21 protein-coding genes are annotated in these 16,693 nt (G+C 49.8%); 8 read left to right on the top strand and 13 right to left on the bottom strand.

Annotated elements, in window-relative coordinates:
* The 9 genes from BZG81_RS01170 to fkpA all read right to left on the bottom strand — a co-directional run.
* Nucleotides 1-285 (bottom strand): GTP-binding protein (locus BZG81_RS01170; RefSeq protein ID WP_241827340.1); only part of this gene is annotated, 285 nt, incomplete at its 3' end.
* A gap of 100 nt (nt 286-385) precedes the next feature.
* Nucleotides 386-2,482 (bottom strand): elongation factor G, encoded by a 2,097-nt coding sequence (gene fusA, locus BZG81_RS01165; protein WP_025744278.1) that lies wholly within the window; start codon nt 2,480-2,482, stop codon nt 386-388.
* Nucleotides 2,483-2,557: 75 nt separating this feature from the next.
* On the bottom strand, nt 2,558-3,028 hold the full coding sequence (rpsG, locus tag BZG81_RS01160; RefSeq protein ID WP_025673237.1) for a 30S ribosomal protein S7: 471 nt from the start codon (nt 3,026-3,028) through the stop codon (nt 2,558-2,560).
* Nucleotides 3,029-3,125: 97 nt separating this feature from the next.
* The gene (rpsL, locus tag BZG81_RS01155) at nt 3,126-3,500 is read right to left on the bottom strand and encodes a 30S ribosomal protein S12 (protein WP_025673238.1); all 375 of its coding nucleotides are present in this window, start codon (nt 3,498-3,500) and stop codon (nt 3,126-3,128) included.
* A gap of 177 nt (nt 3,501-3,677) precedes the next feature.
* Nucleotides 3,678-3,968 carry a sulfurtransferase complex subunit TusB gene (gene tusB, locus BZG81_RS01150; RefSeq protein WP_077676571.1) on the bottom strand — a complete coding sequence of 97 codons (291 nt, stop codon included), beginning with the start codon at nt 3,966-3,968 and terminating at the stop codon, nt 3,678-3,680.
* Between the two features lie 9 nt (nt 3,969-3,977).
* Nucleotides 3,978-4,331 carry a sulfurtransferase complex subunit TusC gene (gene tusC, locus BZG81_RS01145; RefSeq protein WP_025744274.1) on the bottom strand — a complete coding sequence of 118 codons (354 nt, stop codon included), beginning with the start codon at nt 4,329-4,331 and terminating at the stop codon, nt 3,978-3,980.
* Nucleotides 4,332-4,340: 9 nt separating this feature from the next.
* Nucleotides 4,341-4,733: a sulfurtransferase complex subunit TusD gene (tusD, locus tag BZG81_RS01140; protein ID WP_077676570.1), complete on the bottom strand. Its 393-nt coding sequence runs from the start codon at nt 4,731-4,733 to the stop codon at nt 4,341-4,343.
* Nucleotides 4,730-5,419: a helix-turn-helix transcriptional regulator gene (locus BZG81_RS01135; RefSeq protein WP_174566330.1), complete on the bottom strand. Its 690-nt coding sequence runs from the start codon at nt 5,417-5,419 to the stop codon at nt 4,730-4,732. The genes tusD and BZG81_RS01135 overlap by 4 nt, the downstream gene beginning before the upstream one ends.
* Before the next feature lie 162 nt (nt 5,420-5,581).
* Complete coding sequence (gene fkpA, locus BZG81_RS01130; RefSeq protein ID WP_077676569.1) at nt 5,582-6,364, bottom strand: FKBP-type peptidyl-prolyl cis-trans isomerase; 783 nt, start codon at nt 6,362-6,364, stop codon at nt 5,582-5,584.
* A 126-nt stretch (nt 6,365-6,490) separates the two neighbouring features.
* Between fkpA and BZG81_RS01125 the strand changes: the two genes are divergently transcribed.
* Together BZG81_RS01125 and BZG81_RS01120 are read left to right on the top strand one after the other, a co-directional pair.
* Complete coding sequence (locus tag BZG81_RS01125) at nt 6,491-7,474, top strand: WD40 repeat domain-containing protein (protein WP_077676578.1); 984 nt, start codon at nt 6,491-6,493, stop codon at nt 7,472-7,474.
* 12 nt (nt 7,475-7,486) lie between these two features.
* On the top strand, nt 7,487-7,708 hold the full coding sequence (locus BZG81_RS01120) for a SlyX family protein (protein ID WP_025744270.1): 222 nt from the start codon (nt 7,487-7,489) through the stop codon (nt 7,706-7,708).
* Nucleotides 7,709-7,821: 113 nt separating this feature from the next.
* Here BZG81_RS01120 and slyD read toward each other — a convergent pair whose 3' ends face one another.
* From slyD to kefG, 4 genes are read right to left on the bottom strand one after another with little or no spacing between them, the layout of a single operon-like run.
* Entirely contained in the window at nt 7,822-8,313 is a 492-nt protein-coding gene (gene slyD, locus BZG81_RS01115; RefSeq protein WP_077660305.1) for a peptidylprolyl isomerase, read from the bottom strand.
* 50 nt (nt 8,314-8,363) lie between these two features.
* A complete protein-coding gene (locus BZG81_RS01110; protein WP_025744269.1) occupies nt 8,364-8,567 on the bottom strand; it encodes a YheV family putative zinc ribbon protein in 204 nt (67 codons plus the stop codon).
* 9 nt (nt 8,568-8,576) lie between these two features.
* Nucleotides 8,577-10,376, bottom strand: a complete 1,800-nt coding sequence (gene kefB, locus BZG81_RS01105) for a glutathione-regulated potassium-efflux system protein KefB (RefSeq protein ID WP_077676568.1) — start codon at nt 10,374-10,376, stop codon at nt 8,577-8,579.
* On the bottom strand, nt 10,366-10,950 hold the full coding sequence (gene kefG, locus BZG81_RS01100; RefSeq protein WP_077676567.1) for a glutathione-regulated potassium-efflux system ancillary protein KefG: 585 nt from the start codon (nt 10,948-10,950) through the stop codon (nt 10,366-10,368). The genes kefB and kefG overlap by 11 nt, the downstream gene beginning before the upstream one ends.
* A gap of 192 nt (nt 10,951-11,142) precedes the next feature.
* Between kefG and BZG81_RS01095 the strand changes: the two genes are divergently transcribed.
* The 6 genes from BZG81_RS01095 to crp all read left to right on the top strand — a co-directional run bounded on the left by BZG81_RS01095 (nt 11,143) and on the right by crp (nt 16,688).
* Complete coding sequence (locus tag BZG81_RS01095; RefSeq protein ID WP_077668930.1) at nt 11,143-13,071, top strand: ABC transporter ATP-binding protein; 1,929 nt, start codon at nt 11,143-11,145, stop codon at nt 13,069-13,071.
* 8 nt (nt 13,072-13,079) lie between these two features.
* Complete coding sequence (locus BZG81_RS01090; protein WP_101494532.1) at nt 13,080-13,559, top strand: TIGR02444 family protein; 480 nt, start codon at nt 13,080-13,082, stop codon at nt 13,557-13,559.
* Nucleotides 13,543-14,514, top strand: a complete 972-nt coding sequence (locus tag BZG81_RS01085; RefSeq protein ID WP_077660310.1) for a hydrolase — start codon at nt 13,543-13,545, stop codon at nt 14,512-14,514. The genes BZG81_RS01090 and BZG81_RS01085 overlap by 17 nt, the downstream gene beginning before the upstream one ends.
* A gap of 147 nt (nt 14,515-14,661) precedes the next feature.
* Entirely contained in the window at nt 14,662-14,880 is a 219-nt protein-coding gene (locus BZG81_RS01080; protein ID WP_025744266.1) for a YheU family protein, read from the top strand.
* A gap of 56 nt (nt 14,881-14,936) precedes the next feature.
* Nucleotides 14,937-15,806 (top strand): phosphoribulokinase, encoded by an 870-nt coding sequence (locus BZG81_RS01075; RefSeq protein WP_025744265.1) that lies wholly within the window; start codon nt 14,937-14,939, stop codon nt 15,804-15,806.
* Between the two features lie 249 nt (nt 15,807-16,055).
* Nucleotides 16,056-16,688 (top strand): cAMP-activated global transcriptional regulator CRP, encoded by a 633-nt coding sequence (gene crp / locus BZG81_RS01070; RefSeq protein WP_025673251.1) that lies wholly within the window; start codon nt 16,056-16,058, stop codon nt 16,686-16,688.
* The last annotated feature ends 5 nt before the right edge of the window (nt 16,689-16,693 follow it).

The following is a 16,693-nucleotide window of genomic DNA, read 5'->3' as shown; positions in this document are numbered from 1 at the left end:
ACCGGTGATCATGTTTTTCACATAGTCAGCGTGTCCTGGGCAGTCAACGTGTGCGTAGTGACGGTTTGGCGTATCGTACTCAACGTGAGACGTTGCGATGGTGATACCACGATCACGCTCTTCTGGCGCATTATCGATTGACGCGAAATCACGCGCAGCACCGCCGTATACTTTTGCAAGTACAGTACAGATAGCTGCAGTCAGCGTAGTTTTACCATGGTCAACGTGGCCGATAGTACCAACGTTAACGTGCGTTTTCGTACGTTCAAATTTTTCTTTAGACACGATCGTCTTCCTTCCTAGTTGTGAGTTAAGGGGCTTTGCCTAATAACTCAGAAGTCAGTGTTTGATGCCGGTGATCGCACCGGCATCAGGACCAAAATAATTAGCTACGCTCAGCAATTAGAGCATCAGCAATGTTCTTCGGCACTTCACCATACTCGCTGAATTCCATCGAGTATGACGCACGGCCTTGTGTTGCACTACGTAGGTCTGTAGCGTAACCGAACATTTCAGACAGTGGCACTTGGGCACGTACGATCTTCAGACCCGCTGGGCCTTCGTCCATACCGCCAATCAGGCCACGACGACGGTTCAAGTCACCGACAACGTCACCCATCCACTCTTCTGGCGTGGTTACTTCAACCTTCATCATTGGTTCAAGCATAACAGGTTGCGCGTCGTGTGCACCTTTCTTGAATGCCATTGATGCAGCGATCTTAAACGCCATTTCGTTGGAGTCAACATCGTGGTAAGAACCATCGAACAAGGTCGCTTTAACGTCGAGCACTGGATAACCGGCGAGTACACCGTTTTTCATTTGCTCTTCGATACCTTTTGATACCGCACCGATGTATTCGCGTGGAACCACACCACCGACGATTTCGTCAACAAAGACGAAGCCTTCGTTTGGCTCTGAAGGTTCGATCTTCAGCCATACGTGACCGAATTGACCACGACCACCAGACTGCTTCACGAATTTACCTTCAACTTTGGTGCTACCACGGATGGTTTCGCGATAAGCAACCTGAGGCTTACCAACGTTACACTCAACGTTAAATTCGCGACGCATACGGTCAACGATGATGTCTAGGTGAAGCTCACCCATACCCGAGATCAGGGTCTGGCCAGACTCTTCGTCAGACTCAACGCGGAAAGACGGATCTTCTGCCGCTAGTTTACCCAGCGCGATACCCATTTTCTCTTGGTCTGCTTTAGACTTAGGCTCAACCGCGATCTGGATAACAGGATCTGGGAACTCCATGCGCTCAAGGATAACTTTTGAATCCATCGCACACAGCGTATCACCCGTGGTCACGTCTTTGAGACCAACACCTGCAGCGATATCACCGGCGCGGATTTCTTTGATCTCTTCACGCTTGTTCGAGTGCATCTGTACGATACGGCCCAAGCGCTCACGCTTTTGCTTCACTGAGTTGTATACACTGTCACCAGAGTTCACTACACCAGAGTAAACACGCATAAAGGTCAGCGTACCTACGAATGGGTCAGTTGCAATTTTGAATGCCAACGCAGAGAACGGTTCTTTATCGTCTGCATGACGCTCAATTGGATTACCGTCTTCGTCTTCACCTTTGATCGCTTTAACGTCGATCGGTGAAGGCAAGTATTCGATAACCGCATCCAGTACCGCCTGAACGCCTTTGTTTTTAAACGCCGAACCACAGGTAGCTAGAACAATCTCGTTATCAAGGGTGCGCTGACGTAGCGCTTTCTTGATTTCTTCTTCGGACAATTCGCCTTCTTCAAGGTATTTGTCCATCAGTTCTTCAGACGCTTCAGCAGCAGACTCAACCAGGAAGTTGTGCCACTCTTCTGCTTGCTCTTTCAGATCGTCTGGAATTTCTTCATAGGTATACGTCATACCCATGTCTTCTTCATTCCAGTTGATCGCTTTCATTTTGATCAGATCGATAACGCCCTTGAACTGGTCTTCTGCACCGATGTTCAAGTGAATTGGCACAGGGTGTGCACCAAGGCGGTTTTTGATTTGATCAACAACGCGCAGGAAGTCAGCGCCCGCACGGTCCATCTTGTTGACGAATACCATACGCGGTACTTCGTACTTGTCAGCCTGACGCCATACGGTCTCAGACTGAGGCTCAACACCTGATGAACCACAGAATACAACCACAGCTCCATCAAGCACACGCAAAGAACGCTCAACTTCGATGGTGAAGTCAACGTGTCCAGGGGTGTCGATGATGTTTACACGGTGCTGTTTAAACTGCTGATCAGAACCGGCCCAGAAAGTGGTGGTCGCCGCAGAGGTAATAGTGATACCACGCTCTTGTTCTTGCGACATCCAGTCCATGGTCGCGGCACCGTCGTGTACTTCACCGATTTTGTGTGACAGACCTGTGTAAAACAGGATCCGCTCGGTAGTCGTGGTTTTACCGGCGTCTACGTGAGCACAAATACCGATGTTACGGTAGTGCTCGATAGGGGTTTTACGAGCCACAATAGTATCCTCTTGCTAAGGTTAACCTTAGAAAATGGGTTTGGCGTGCTCCGAGCGGAACACGCCATGAAGGCATTACCAGCGGTAATGTGCGAACGCTTTGTTCGCGTCTGCCATACGGTGAACGTCTTCACGTTTCTTAACAGCAGTACCTTTGTTTTCTGATGCGTCTAGCATCTCGCTTGCTAGGCGCTGAGCCATAGATTTTTCACCACGCTTACGAGCGGCTTCAACCAACCAACGCATAGCCAGGGCATTACGACGCACTGGACGTACTTCTACTGGCACTTGGTAAGTTGAACCACCTACACGGCGAGATTTCACCTCGACCGCTGGGCGTACGTTTTCAAGAGCTTGTTCAAATACAGCCAAGTGCTCTTTACCAGAACGCTCAGCCATGATGTCTAGAGCACCATAAACGATTTTTTCAGCAGTTGACTTCTTACCGTCAACCATCAGGATGTTTACAAATTTTGCCAGCAATTCGGATCCGAACTTAGGATCTGGAAGAATTTTACGCTGACCAATTACGCGACGACGTGGCATGGATTATCTCCGTTGTCTTCTTCAGGTTTTATCCAAAACTTTTCAGTTTTTTCAAAATTCAATTGTTTGAGTGTTTGGCCTTACTTAACGGAATCCATTAAGACTTAGGACGCTTCACACCGTACTTAGAACGACCTTGTTTACGGCCGTTAACGCCTGCACAGTCAAGTGCGCCACGAACAGTGTGGTAACGCACACCCGGCAAGTCTTTAACACGACCGCCGCGGATCAGAACAACACTGTGCTCTTGCAGGTTGTGACCTTCACCACCAATGTATGAGGTGACTTCAAAGCCGTTAGTCAAACGTACACGGCATACTTTACGCAGTGCGGAGTTTGGTTTCTTTGGAGTAGTAGTGTAAACACGAGTACATACACCACGTTTTTGTGGACACGCTTCCAGCGCAGGCACGTTGCTTTTCGCAACTTGCTTCAAGCGTGGTTTGCGGACCAGCTGGTTAATAGTTGCCATTAAATAGCTCCTGATATTACTTAACGTATAAGTGTGAAAAATCTAGCCCCAATACAACAGGGACGCGAAATTTTAGGCGTCGGGGTATAGGGTGTCAAGATTTATACAGAGATCTTTGCATTGTTTGTTTTTCAAGCAGCGCGCAGGGGGCGTTTTTACGCTATACAGGCTAAGGTATTACCATGTCATTTGCGTGACATGCTCGACGCTCAAGCTTACTAATTTGTTCATCTCAATCATCACCGCGCTGGGATGAAGCTTATCGCCGAGTCCTCGAGCGTGAACATCATCACTGAGCAAATAAACAACATGATTCCCGGTAAATAAGCGCGTCGTCCACTCGCTGTTATCTACTCCCGCCAGTACCGCATCACCGATTAGTACAATCACACTGTCCTGATCGATGTAGTTTAAGCACAACGTTAGCGCTTGGTCACGATAGGGAGACGATTTCACGATATGAAGCACGTCGACTCCTTAAAAATGTAGTATACGGTCGCACTCTGACAACCGCTTTTTGACTTGTTCAAGCGCCAGGACTTGAGTGGGTAAGACGGTCTCGGCGTGCTCCAGCCCACGAGATGCCAATGAAGCGCGGCATACATAGATGTCCTCGACGTCACACAGCGGTAGCATTTTAAAGCTGGCAATGTAATCGCGGCTCAGAATCTGTTGCGGTTGCTGGCCCGCTATAAGTTGTAGAACCCCATCACCAATAAAAAAAACCGATAAGGTGTCGCAAAACGCCGAGGTAGCGAGTAGCGCATCTAGCCCTTCTCGACCGCTCGCCGACCCGTGGGGCGATGTAGAAAATACAAACCCTATTTGCATAAAGCCCTCTTAAAATTGCATCACTCGGTCAGCGGTTAACAAAGCGTCAGCCAATGCGCCTAAGCCTGCCTGAGAGAATCCTTCTGCCAAGGTCGCCGTCGATAATTGATGCTGCGTCGCTTCTTGCTCACTGATAATCCCGCGTCGTAATGCCGCGGCAACACAAGTTTCCAGCACAACACCGTGATCGAACGCCAACCGCTGCCACGCTTCCACCAAATCAAATTCATCATTTGCGGGCACTGTGGTTGCGGCGCCATTCAGTACACCTTCTTGATAGAAGAAGACTTTACTCACCTGGTGCCCCGCCTTTATTGCTGCACAGGCAAACTGATAGGCGGTGCGTGCCAACTGTGATCCATACGCTGGCTCGGTCACGACTAACACATAACGCAGACTCATGATTCGATCTCTTCTGTTTTGCGCTGTCTAACGTAAAGGTAGACCGTATGTTTCGAGATGTTGAGACGAGATGCCACACGATGAATGGCATCTTTAATATCAAAAATCCCTTTGTCATAGAGCGCCATGACTATCTGACGGTTTTTAGTGTTGTTAGACACCGTTTTGTCGGCATTGACTTCTTCAACTGTCCGTTCAACGGTTTGATCCACCAGCTCTTCCACGTCACTGGCAAAGTTTACTGAAGAGGCCGCTTGTTTGGCGAGATCATCCGGAATGAAGGCTTGTAGTACCTGTGAAAAAGGCGCATCTAAATTGATGTTGATACACAATAGCCCGATGATACGATTATCCCCATTGCGAATCGCTACCGTGATCGACTTCATCAAGGTGCCACTTTTCGCTCGGGTAAAATAAGCCCGTGAAAAATTACGCTCTGAGCCTTCAATATCGCGCAGCATCCGCAGCGCAAGATCGGTGATTGGCGATCCCACTTTTCTACCCGTGTTTTCACCATTCGCGATCTTGATCGCTGATTTATTTAAATCGTCTAATGCGTGCAGCACGATTTCACAATGTTCACCAATCAGCGCCGCAAGCCCATCCACTACCGCCGCATAAGACCGCAGAATAACACTGTCTTGTTGATTCAATGGATTAGACTCAATGAGCTCATTTTCCGTCATCACGTTCGCGCCAAAGCCTTCTGTCGGTACCACGTACGCCTATCCTTATTCGACCGTCAATCTAAATGTCTCTGCGCACAGTTTAACAGAATTTAAGCCTAAAAATGCAAAAAGCCCCGGCGATGCCGGGGCGGATATTACACAGTCAGACGAGGCTGTCGTTTAGCCTTCGCTCGCCGCGTCTTTTTTGGTATCGTCTTTTATTTCAAGCAGTTCAACATCAAACACTAGGGTTGAGTTGGCAGGAATCGATGCGGTATCTTGATCACCGTAAGCCAACTCAGGTGGCACAACAAAGGTAAATTTAGAGCCAACAGGCATTAGCTGCACACCTTCAGTCCAGCCTGGAATCACGCGGTTAAGCGGGAAGGAAGCTGGCTCACCACGATCGTAAGAGCTATCGAACTGGGTACCGTCAGTCAAGGTGCCTTTGTAGTGAACAACCACGGTATCTTCTGCGGCTGGCTTATCGCCCTCGCCCATGCTATCCACTTTGTAAAGCAAGCCAGATTCCGTTTCTTTAACGCCGTCTTGCTGGGCAAAGTCAGCCCGGTATTTTTCACCTTCCGAAATCGCGGCTTCTGCTTTCTCTTTGGCTTGCTGTTGCGCCAGTTTAGTCACGCGCTGATCAAGCGATTGCAGCGCCGCTTGCGCTTGCTCATCGGTCAGTTTTGATTCCCCTTGAAAGACATCTTGCACCCCTTGCAGTACCACCTCTTTATCAAGCTCTAAGCCGATGTCTGCCTGTTGCTCTAAGTTAGCGTTGAGGTATTGGGCTAAAGACGCACCGATCGCGTAGGCTGCTTTGTCGTCATCGTTGGCAAACGCTGCTTCCGCTTGTTCGGCCGCTTGATTGGTTTGCTCTACTTTAGCGTCGTCTTGCTGACAGCCGACGGCAAAGGCAACGGTTGCCGCGAGTAGCGACATCTTCATTACTGATTTCATTGGGTACTCCGTTGATGACAAGGATAAATCCTCGTATGGTTGTTACTGACGCATCAACAATGCGAAAGCCTGATTCTATCAATATACTCGTGGTTATATGGCTGCAAACACTGGAACTCAAGCATGATGCCCAAAATCCGCCACATTATTTGCATTTTTATAGTTATTAACAGCTTAACCGGTTGTTGGCAGTCTGGCAAAGAAGCCCAGCGCTGGTCAATCCATCCGGAAGGGGCGACCAGTTTTAGCCTCAGTCGTGACGGCCGTTTTGCCCTGATCGCGTCTGAAGAAACGGATATTGTCCTGTGGGATCTGGTCACTAATCAGCAGCTGGCCGAACTCGGTGCGCAAGATCCGGACGCCAATCCGGTCGTTGTTAGTCATATTTCCGATAATAAGCGCTATGCCATTACCACAACAGCACAAAACTTTGCCGTCTGGGACCTGGCCTGGAGCCAAGCTCAAGGGTTATGGTCCATTTCTGAAGGCATCATACGCGATGCCGCGATCAGTAATAACGGTGAAAAATTGGTGCTAGCGTTGTCGAATGGAAAAGCATTATTTATCGACTTAGGCACGGGAAGGCGCTTAGAGTTCCTCGCCCACCGCGATAAAATCAATGCAGTCTCGATTTCCCCCAACGGCGCCTATGTGCTCTCAGGTGGCAATGACCATCACGCCTACTTCTGGGATACCCAGTCTGGCCAGATCATCAATGACTTTGCTTATGATCGGCGAGTGAAACAAGTCGCCTTGCATCGTGAGGGGAAGTACGCATTTGTCTCTGACGGTGGCAACCGCGCTGTGATTTGGGCCCTACCCAGTGGCGAGAAAGTCAGTGAATTGGATATCTTTGCCCGCCAAGCCATTTATGTCAGTGCCCGGTTTTCCGATGATGGTACCTTGCTAGCCACCGGTTCACCGTCACAACGGGTCGAATTGTGGGATGTGAAAACGGGTAAAAATATAGGTCGTTGGCAAGCATTGGCCCAGCCAGATACTCGCCCACCCAGCGCAGTGGTGTATGATGTAGCGATTGATCCAACTGGACGTGTTATTTCAGGTACCTCGGCCGGGATTGCCCAAGCTTGGTTAACCGACGCGCAATAACGAGAGAGCAATATGAGCGAGATAGATAAGTTACAACAGCAAATTGATGATCTTGAGTACAAAGTGGCGTTTCAAGAAGACACGATCGACCAGCTCAATACCGCATTGACGCGACAACAAGGTGATATTGAGCGCATGACGGTCCAAATCCAGTACCTTGTCAGCAAGCTCCAACATGTTGAGCCAGAGAATATTGCTAGCCAAGCTGAAGAAACACCCCCCCCGCATTATTGAAACCACACCGTATGCGTGACGATTAGCGCGCGGTCACGACGGCCAAATAAAAAAAGGCGCCAAACGGCGCCTTTTATTCGATGGGACTCACTACCACTCATCTATCGTCGTGATTAGTGGTCGTGGCCACATTCTTCACCGTCTTGGTGAATGTGCCCGTGTGAAAGCTCGTCTTCAGTGGCTTCACGCACATCAACGATTTCCACTGAGAAGGACAGGGTTTGGCCTGCAAGCATGTGGTTGGCATCAACAACAACTTCATCACCTTCAACCTCAGTCACTTCGACTGGGATCTGGCCTTGGTCGGTTTCAGCCATAAAACGCATACCAACTTCAACTTGATCGACGCCTTGGAACACGTTAGCCGGTACACGTTGTACCATGGCTTCTTGGTAATCACCGTAAGCTTCGTCTGGGCCTACCGTCACTTCAAAGTTCTCGCCTTTTTCACGGCCTTCCAGCGCGCTCTCAAGTCCGACGATCAAGTTACGATGACCGTGTAGGTATTGGAGAGGCTCTTGTGCTGTTGATTCATCAACAAGTGCACCGTCTTCATTTTTTACTTGGTAAGCCAGGCTGACTACCACATCTTTTGCAATTTTCATGCTCGCTCCGAGACCGGAAGGTAAATGGACTGCCGATGATAACGGATCCCCTACTCCGGTTTAAAGATCCCAATGACATTCTCTGCCGACTCGGCGCCAGAGTGTGACTGTTGTGCCGATTCCGGTAACCGACTATCATGGTAATCGCAGCTGACACATTCCACTTTGTCAATGTTATTCTCACGCCACACTCGCAATGTATCGCGTTGTTGGCACGACGGACAGGCAGCGCCTGCGATAAAACGTTTTTTCACATCAACACCTTATTCGTCTCGATTCCAACTTTGATGCCGCTCACTATCACCGCGCATTTCTCGGTCAAAAATTTCTTCCAGCTCTTTGCGCGCTTCTTTAACTCGTGATGCAGTCGCGACATCTTGACTGTGCTGAGGCAATAAATCTTCCAGCACCCGCATATCGAGTTTACGGAACAATATTTCTGCGCGTTTCGCTTTGTATGGGTGCATGCCTAGGGACTCTAACGTTTGCCGCCCAAGATCCAGCGCGCCCAAAAAGGTTTCCCGAGAAAACTGATCGACACCGTGCGCCATCAACTGATACGCCTCGACACGACTACGCGCACGCGCCATTACTTTTAGATTAGGGAAGTGATGGGCACAAAGATCAACAATCTCCATCACTTCGTCTGGCGAATCGGTACAAATCACGATCGCTTCAGCCGTCTTTGCACCAGCGGCACGTAATAAATCGAGTTGCGTAGCATCACCATAATACACTTCGTAGCCATAGCGGCGTAGTAACTTGATTTGAGTCGGATCACGTTCCAGGATGGTCACCCCGATTTTATTGGCGAACATCAAGCGACCGACTACCTGACCAAACCGACCAAATCCGGCAATGATGACTCGCGAGTCAGTCTCAGTAAATGGCGCTTGCGGAGGCAAGGATTCAGGCTCGTTAAAAGTACGCGCAAACCAACGCTGCTGGAGCGAGAGAATTAACGGTGTAGTCATCATCGACAAGCTCACGACCACAAGCAAAAAGGCATTTAATTCTTTATCCAATAGCCCTTGGCTACGCGCGGCAGTGAAAATCACAAAGGCAAACTCTCCCCCCTGACTGAGCAATACCGCCATTTGACTGCGCGCCTTGGGCGCGACACCAAACGCACGCGCCAGTCCATACAGTAAGCAGGCTTTACCACCGACTAACGCAGCCACGGCACCGATGATCGCCCAGGGATATTCCAGTAAAAGCCCTAAGTCGACCGTCATCCCGACCGCTATAAAAAACAGCCCGAGTAATAACCCTTTAAAGGGCTCAATTGCCGTCTCAAGCTCATGGCGGTATTCACTCTCAGCCAACAACACCCCGGCTAAAAACGCCCCCAGCGCCATCGATAGACCAAGGCTTTGCATGGCCAATGCAATCCCGATGACCAAGGCAAGCGCGGTGACATTAAACAACTCGGTGACGCCACTCATCGCGATCAGACGAAAAATAGGGCGCAAGAAAAAGTGACCGCCGGCCAAGAGAGCGCCAATGCCTAAAAACATCCAGAGGACATCAAACCAACTGCCTGCACTGCCACCGGCCAACGCTGGGATCACAGCCAGTATCGGGATCACGGCGATATCTTGAAATAATAAAACGGCAAATCCAGATTGTCCGGTTTCGCTGCGCATTAAGCGTTGGTCTTCGATGATTTTCATCGCAATCGCGGTAGAAGAAAGTGCCAGCCCCGCCCCGATCACCACGCCTTGTGGCAACGTGAGCCCAGCGAAGACACTTAATGCCCCTATCACGACCCCGGTCAGCACCACTTGACTACCACCAAGGCCGATAATGGGGCGCCACATTTTCAATAACTTTTTAGGGTTAAGCTCCAAGCCAATCAAAAACAGCAGCAGCACCACACCAAATTCGGCAAAATGCAGGGTTGAGTCGACATCATCGATTAAACCCAGCCCCCAAGGGCCAATCACAATGCCTGCTACCAAGTAGCCAAGCACCGAGCCCATCCCCAAACGCTGCGCCAAAGGCACCGCAATCACAGCTGCCAATAAAAAGATAAACGCAATGAGCAGAAAGCTATGATCCACGATGTGCCTCCTGCTTCGCTAAAGGGTTAGCCAACCAGTCCGCATAGAGTTCAGCAAAGGCATTGCGATCAGCATCGGTGACGCGGCGCGCCCAGTGAAGAACTAAAGGTGAGACCCAGTGCATGCGGCATAACGCCGCCGTCAGTTCAAAAGGTTGCAATAACTCCTCCATGGAATATTTGTTGTAGCCGATTTTACTGAACGCTTCTGCTGCTCCACCTGTGGTGACCACAAAACGACATGTTTTTCCCGCTAACGCATCCCCCCCTTGCCCATGAGCAAAGCCTTTTCCGAGTACCACATCAATCCACTCTTTCAATAACGCCGGGCATGAGTACATCTGTAGGGGGTGTTGAAACACCAACACATCGGCGTCAGTCACCAACGCACGCTCGTGATGGACATCCACCACAAAATCCGGATAAGCGGCGTAAATATCATGCACAGTGACATTCGCCAGCGGGCGTATCGATTCGAGTAATCGGCGATTGGCGACCGATTCATCCGGATCAGGATGCGCCACGATAACAAGCACCTTGGGAGAGCGTGGGTTGTCCTTCTTGTCTTGAGGCATACGCTTCCTTGTCGTTATGATTGGCCAAGCACACAATCTGTTCTTTATGCCATGTTTTTAACTTTAACATACAAAAAGGCCAACCCCCTGTCTAACCACTCGCGCCACCGGTGGAATTTGGCAATCTCCGCATCAAGCTGGTATAACGACCGCGCAACGTGCATCCATCAACCCAAGACAGACTGAGTAATCATGATTCGCTTCTCCGACATTCAATTGCTTCGTGGTGGTAAGCCCCTGCTTGACCACACCTCTGCCATCATCGCACCCGGCGACAAAGTCGGCTTGGTGGGTAAAAATGGCTGTGGCAAGTCCAGCCTGTTTGCCTTGCTACGCCACCAACTTTCTCTTGATGCAGGGCACTATGATTACCCCAGTCAATGGCAAGTGGCTTGGGTGGCACAAGAAACCCCCGCATTGGATAAAAGTGCGCTGGAATATGTGATTGATGGCGATACTGAATACCGTGAGCTGCAAGACGCGCTGCGTAACGCCGAAGCCAAAGATGATGGCAATGCAGTGGCGTTGTTACACGATAAGCTCGATGCGATTGGCGGCTATACCATAGAGGCGCGCGCCGCAAGTTTGCTGGATGGCTTGGGGTTCAGTCAGACGCAAATCCATTGGTCATTAACGCAGTTCTCTGGGGGCTGGCGCATGCGACTTAACTTGGCACAAGCTTTGTTATGTCGCTCAGATTTACTGCTACTCGACGAGCCCACCAACCACCTCGATTTGGACGCAGTGATGTGGCTAGAAAAATGGTTGCAGCAGTATCCGGGAACCTTGGTCTTGATCTCACACGACCGTGATTTTCTTGATCCTGTGGTCAATCGTATCATTCATATTGAGCACGCTAAGCTGAATGAATACACCGGTAACTACTCGGATTTTGAAAGCATGCGCGCGCAAAAGTTAGCACAACAGCAAGCGCAATATGAGAAGCAACAAAAGCAAGTTGCTCACATGCAATCCTACATTGACCGTTTCCGATACAAAGCCAGCAAAGCCCGCCAAGCGCAAAGTCGGATAAAAGCGCTGGAACGCATGGAAAAGGTGCTACCGGCTCAATACGATAATCCATTTAGCTTTACCTTTTTACCCCCTGATGCATTGCCCACTCCCATTCTTATGATGGATAAGGTGGCCGCTGGCTATAACAAAACGCCAATTATCGAGAACATTCGCCTTAACTTAGTGCCTGGGGCGCGCATTGGCCTGTTAGGGCGTAACGGCGCGGGCAAATCAACGCTGATCAAGTTATTGTCGGGCGATTTGCCGGCGATGGCTGGCGAGCTAAGCTACTCTCAAGGGGTGAAAATAGGTTATTTTGCCCAGCATCAACTCGATACCTTACGTATCGATGAAACGCCGCTCCAGCATCTAAATCGCTTAGCACCAACTACTGCCGAGCAAACCCTGCGAGATTTTCTCGGACGGTTTGGCTTTCAAGGTGACAAAGCGTTGGAAAACATTGGCCCTTTCTCTGGCGGCGAAAAAGCACGTTTAGTCCTTGCATTGTTAGTTTGGCAAAAACCGAACTTGTTACTGTTGGATGAACCGACTAACCATTTGGATCTCGACATGCGCCAAGCGTTAACGCTCGCATTGCAATCCTATGATGGCGCGATGGTGATCGTCAGCCACGATCGCTTTTTATTGCGTGCGACAGCCGATGACTTGTATTTGGTGGACAAGGGCGCAGTGCTACCCTTTGATGGCGACTTAGACGACTATCACCGCTGGCTGACCGAACAACAACGCGCTGATCGTGCGGAAAACAAAAAGCAAGCCGCAGACGAAAAGCTTGCCCCACAGCAAACGCAGTTAGATCGAAAAGCACAAAAGCGTCGTGAAGCCGAATGCCGAAAACAAACGGCGCCACTACGAAAAAAAATTGACCGTTTAGACACAAAGATCGAACAACTTTCTGCCATTATCGCAGAAGCAGAAAACCAATTAGCGGATCCCGCTATTTACCAGAGTGACAACAAAGCCCGTTTAACGGAGCAATTGCAACGCCAAGCCGATGCAAAGTCGACGCTCGAAGAGGTGGAACAAGAATGGATGGAGCAACAAGAAGCGCTAGAAGCCCTGGAGGCGACATTCAACCAACACTAACGCCTGGGATGGCAAACGCCGCCGATCTTTGGCAGTTTTGTTTGCACCACTATGCTAAGCAAGAGGTCAAACAAGCCTGCCTTAAATTACAAGACGAGCACCAAGGCAATGTGAACCTTGCTTTGTTGCTCGCTTGGATTGAAAGCCACGGTTACGGGCTTAGCCCCGAGAGCCTCACCCAGCTTAAGCACGCCTTGAGCCGGTCTGAACATTTGCTGATCGCTTATCGCCATCTAAGACGCGATCTCAAGCCACGCGTGGGCACCGGCCAATATAAAAAAATGCTCAACTTTGAACTCAGTTTAGAGAAGTTCCAGCAACAAGACTTGATTGAAGTGCTTAATCGTCAATCCTGGCTCACACAAGCCGCGTCTCCCTTGGCCTATTATTGCCGCCAGCTATCCCCCTCTGCCCGTAATCTCTATACACCACTACGGGTAGACCGGCCTACAAAAGAGGATGGAGCAGACGATGATGACACCCTTTAACCCCATTCCAACTGCCCGTAATGCGCATCTGCAAACCTTACTGCCACGCCTGCTGCGCCGGCAACCGCTTTTTGCGCCTATTTGGCAAGCGTTTGATCTGCCTGACGGTGACTTTGTCGATCTTGCATGGACGCATCATCCCGAGGTAGGACAGCCTATTATTGTCTTGTTTCATGGCCTGGCAGGAAGCTTTGATAGCCCTTATGCCAATGGATTATTGGCCGCTTTTAAACAGCAAGGCTGGTGCGGTGTGGTGATGCATTTTCGCGGTTGCAGTGGCCGTCTTAATCGCGCGCCGCGGACTTATCATTCCGGCGAAACGGAGGACGCTCGGGCATTTTTGACCTATTTACGCCAGACCTACCCGAACAATGAGATTGCCGCTGTGGGAGTCTCTTTGGGAGGAAACATGTTGGTGCGCTACCTGGCCGACTATCAGCATGATCCGATTGTCAGTTGTGGTTGTGCTATTTCTCCCCCGCTCGATTTAGCGGCGTGCTCGACCCGTATTCAACAAGGGTTTTCCCGTGTTTATCAAGCGTATTTGCTACGGTCGATGCGACAAACCTTATCGGAAAAACTTACCCGACACCAAAAAGTGGGTCGGTGGCATGCTGGGGAGCGGCCAAAGATTAAAACTCTGTTCGAGTTTGATCAAACGGTCACCGCACCGCTGCATGGCTTTGACGATGCTCAACACTACTATCAAAGCTGTAGTGGTTTATCTGTCCTTGACGCTATTACGGTCCCACTTGCGATTATCCATGCGAAAGACGATCCCTTTATGACCGACGCAGTGATCCCAACCTCGCCTCTGCCCGCGAATATTGACTATCAACTGAGCGAACATGGTGGGCATGTTGGTTTTGTTACCGGCAGTTGGCGCCAGCCACAGTTCTGGCTGGAGCAGTCGGTGCCTCACTGGTTAGCCTCACGCCTTTGCTCGTCCCGTTAAAAAAGGACGCCACGCAAAGCAAAAAAGACCGACGCACATTGATCTACTGCATTGTGTTGAATGATTGGGTAAAATGCGAGCTGATTCACAATATCAGCATCAAGCACCCTAACGTCTCAGCCATAAATCAACAAAAGGTGATGTAGTATGATGGTTCCTTGGCAATCGGTCCCTGAGGAAACACTGACTCGTTTAATCGAGCACTTTGTGTTACGGGAAGGAACCGATTATGGTGAGCAGGAAGTCAGCTTTGCACAAAAAGTGGCGGATGTTCGCCAACAACTGCAATCCGGCGACGCCGTGATTGTGTATTCTGAGTTGCACGAGACAGTGGATATTCGTCGTAAAGAAGCACTCAGATCTTAGCATCGCTGTACGCAATAAACAGCGATACACATTCAGACTGAATGACAGGGCGCGTCATGTCGGCTAAACATCCAATCATCGCGGTCACCGGCTCTTCAGGAGCAGGGACCACCACCACATCCGAAGCATTCCGTAAGATGTTCCAGATGATGAACATCAAAGCGGCGTGGCTAGAAGGGGACAGTTTCCATCGCTTTACGCGACCGGAAATGGACGTCGAGATCCGTAAAGCACGTGAGCAAGGACGGCACATTAGTTACTTTGGCCCCACCGCCAATGATTTTCCGCGATTAGAGCAGTTTTTCCGTGAGTACGGTGAACTCGGCACAGGCAAATATCGCCGCTACTTGCATACCTTTGACGAAGCGGTGCCCTACAATCAAATGCCAGGGACCTTCACACCATGGCAGGATTTACCCGACAATACCAACGTACTATTTTACGAAGGCTTGCACGGCGGTGTGGTTGATGGTGAGGTCAATGTCGCTCAACATGTCGACCTATTGATTGGTATGGTCCCGATCGTCAACCTTGAGTGGATTCAGAAGTTTGTCCGCGATACCCGCGATAGGGGCCACTCACGCGAAGCGGTCACCGACTCGATTGTGCGGTCGATGGACGATTATTTGCATTATATTACGCCGCAATTCTCACGCACTCACATTAACTTTCAACGGGTGCCGACGGTCGATACCTCCAACCCACTGAACGCCAAAGGCATTCCTTCGTTGGATGAGAGCTTTGTGGTGATCCGCTTTCGAGGGATGAAAAACGTCGACTTTCCTTATCTGCTGCAAATGATCACGGGGTCTTTTATGTCACGGCATAATACACTCGTCGTGCCAGGCGGTAAGATGGGCTTTGCGATGGAACTTATCATCCGTCCATTGATTCAGCAGCTAATCGAAAAAGGCAAGATTGGCTAGGGCGTAGCGCATCTATCGTGTATTACTTCTCAAGCCGTGATCTTAGCCACGTTTTTGCCAGTTTTTTAGGCGGTTGGCCTAGATCAAAATCAAGAAATTGCTAACAAAAAAAGATACACTCTTGTTAACATACAGTGAGCTTGTAGCCCGCGCCCAGACTTCGTATTCTGTGCATAGATCTGGTGGGTTACCCCTCAGACAAAGATAGGACGTTGTTGCCGGGCAACACATGCAGAGGAAATAAGTTATATGGTTCCAGGAAAACCTCAAACAGACCCTACACTCGAGTGGTTCCTTTCACATTGTCACATCCACAAGTATCCGTCTAAAAGCACGCTGATTCATGCAGGCGAAAAAGCGGAGACCTTGTATTACATCGTGAAAGGGTCTGTCGCCGTTCTAATCAAAGATGAAGAAGGCAAGGAAATGATCCTGTCTTATCTTAACCAAGGTGATTTCATCGGTGAGCTAGGCCTTTTCGAAGATGATCAGGAGCGTACCGCTTGGGTTCGGGCTAAGTCTCCTTGTGAAGTGGCAGAAATCTCATTCAAAAAGTTCCGCCAACTGATCCAGGTTAACCCCGATATATTGATGCGTTTGTCCTCACAAATGGCGCGCCGTTTGCAAGTGACCAGCCAAAAAGTGGGGGATCTTGCCTTCCTGGACGTCACGGGCCGTATTGCGCAAACCTTGTTGAATTTAGCGAAGCAACCCGATGCCATGACGCACCCTGATGGCATGCAAATTAAGATCACACGTCAAGAAATTGGCCAAATCGTTGGCTGCTCGCGTGAAACCGTGGGGCGTATTCTTAAAATGCTGGAAGAGCAAAACCTTATTTCAGCCCATGGTAAAACCATCGTGGTATACGGTACCCGCTAATCACA

The organism is Salinivibrio sp. MA607 (assembly GCF_001996245.1).
GTDB lineage: Bacteria > Pseudomonadota > Gammaproteobacteria > Enterobacterales > Vibrionaceae > Salinivibrio > Salinivibrio costicola.
This window is presented reverse-complemented; position numbering and strand designations above follow the sequence as displayed.

Excerpts from the sequence above, each read along its gene's own strand:
- slyD (WP_077660305.1), bottom strand. The coding sequence starts at position 8,313 with ATGAAAATTGCAAAAGATGTGGTAGTCAGCCTGGCTTACCAAGTAAAA.
- tusC (WP_025744274.1), bottom strand. The coding sequence starts at position 4,331 with ATGCAAATAGGGTTTGTATTTTCTACATCGCCCCACGGGTCGGCGAGC.
- BZG81_RS01075 (WP_025744265.1), top strand. The coding sequence starts at position 14,937 with ATGTCGGCTAAACATCCAATCATCGCGGTCACCGGCTCTTCAGGAGCA.
- BZG81_RS01125 (WP_077676578.1), top strand. The coding sequence starts at position 6,491 with ATGCCCAAAATCCGCCACATTATTTGCATTTTTATAGTTATTAACAGC.
- tusD (WP_077676570.1), bottom strand. The coding sequence starts at position 4,733 with ATGAGTCTGCGTTATGTGTTAGTCGTGACCGAGCCAGCGTATGGATCA.
- crp (WP_025673251.1), top strand. The coding sequence starts at position 16,056 with ATGGTTCCAGGAAAACCTCAAACAGACCCTACACTCGAGTGGTTCCTT.
- BZG81_RS01080 (WP_025744266.1), top strand. The coding sequence starts at position 14,662 with ATGATGGTTCCTTGGCAATCGGTCCCTGAGGAAACACTGACTCGTTTA.
- BZG81_RS01090 (WP_101494532.1), top strand. The coding sequence starts at position 13,080 with ATGGCAAACGCCGCCGATCTTTGGCAGTTTTGTTTGCACCACTATGCT.
- BZG81_RS01095 (WP_077668930.1), top strand. The coding sequence starts at position 11,143 with ATGATTCGCTTCTCCGACATTCAATTGCTTCGTGGTGGTAAGCCCCTG.
- fkpA (WP_077676569.1), bottom strand. The coding sequence starts at position 6,364 with ATGAAATCAGTAATGAAGATGTCGCTACTCGCGGCAACCGTTGCCTTT.
- rpsG (WP_025673237.1), bottom strand. The coding sequence starts at position 3,028 with ATGCCACGTCGTCGCGTAATTGGTCAGCGTAAAATTCTTCCAGATCCT.
- kefG (WP_077676567.1), bottom strand. The coding sequence starts at position 10,950 with ATGCCTCAAGACAAGAAGGACAACCCACGCTCTCCCAAGGTGCTTGTT.
- rpsL (WP_025673238.1), bottom strand. The coding sequence starts at position 3,500 with ATGGCAACTATTAACCAGCTGGTCCGCAAACCACGCTTGAAGCAAGTT.
- BZG81_RS01085 (WP_077660310.1), top strand. The coding sequence starts at position 13,543 with ATGATGACACCCTTTAACCCCATTCCAACTGCCCGTAATGCGCATCTG.
- BZG81_RS01120 (WP_025744270.1), top strand. The coding sequence starts at position 7,487 with ATGAGCGAGATAGATAAGTTACAACAGCAAATTGATGATCTTGAGTAC.
- BZG81_RS01135 (WP_174566330.1), bottom strand. The coding sequence starts at position 5,419 with ATGACGGAAAATGAGCTCATTGAGTCTAATCCATTGAATCAACAAGAC.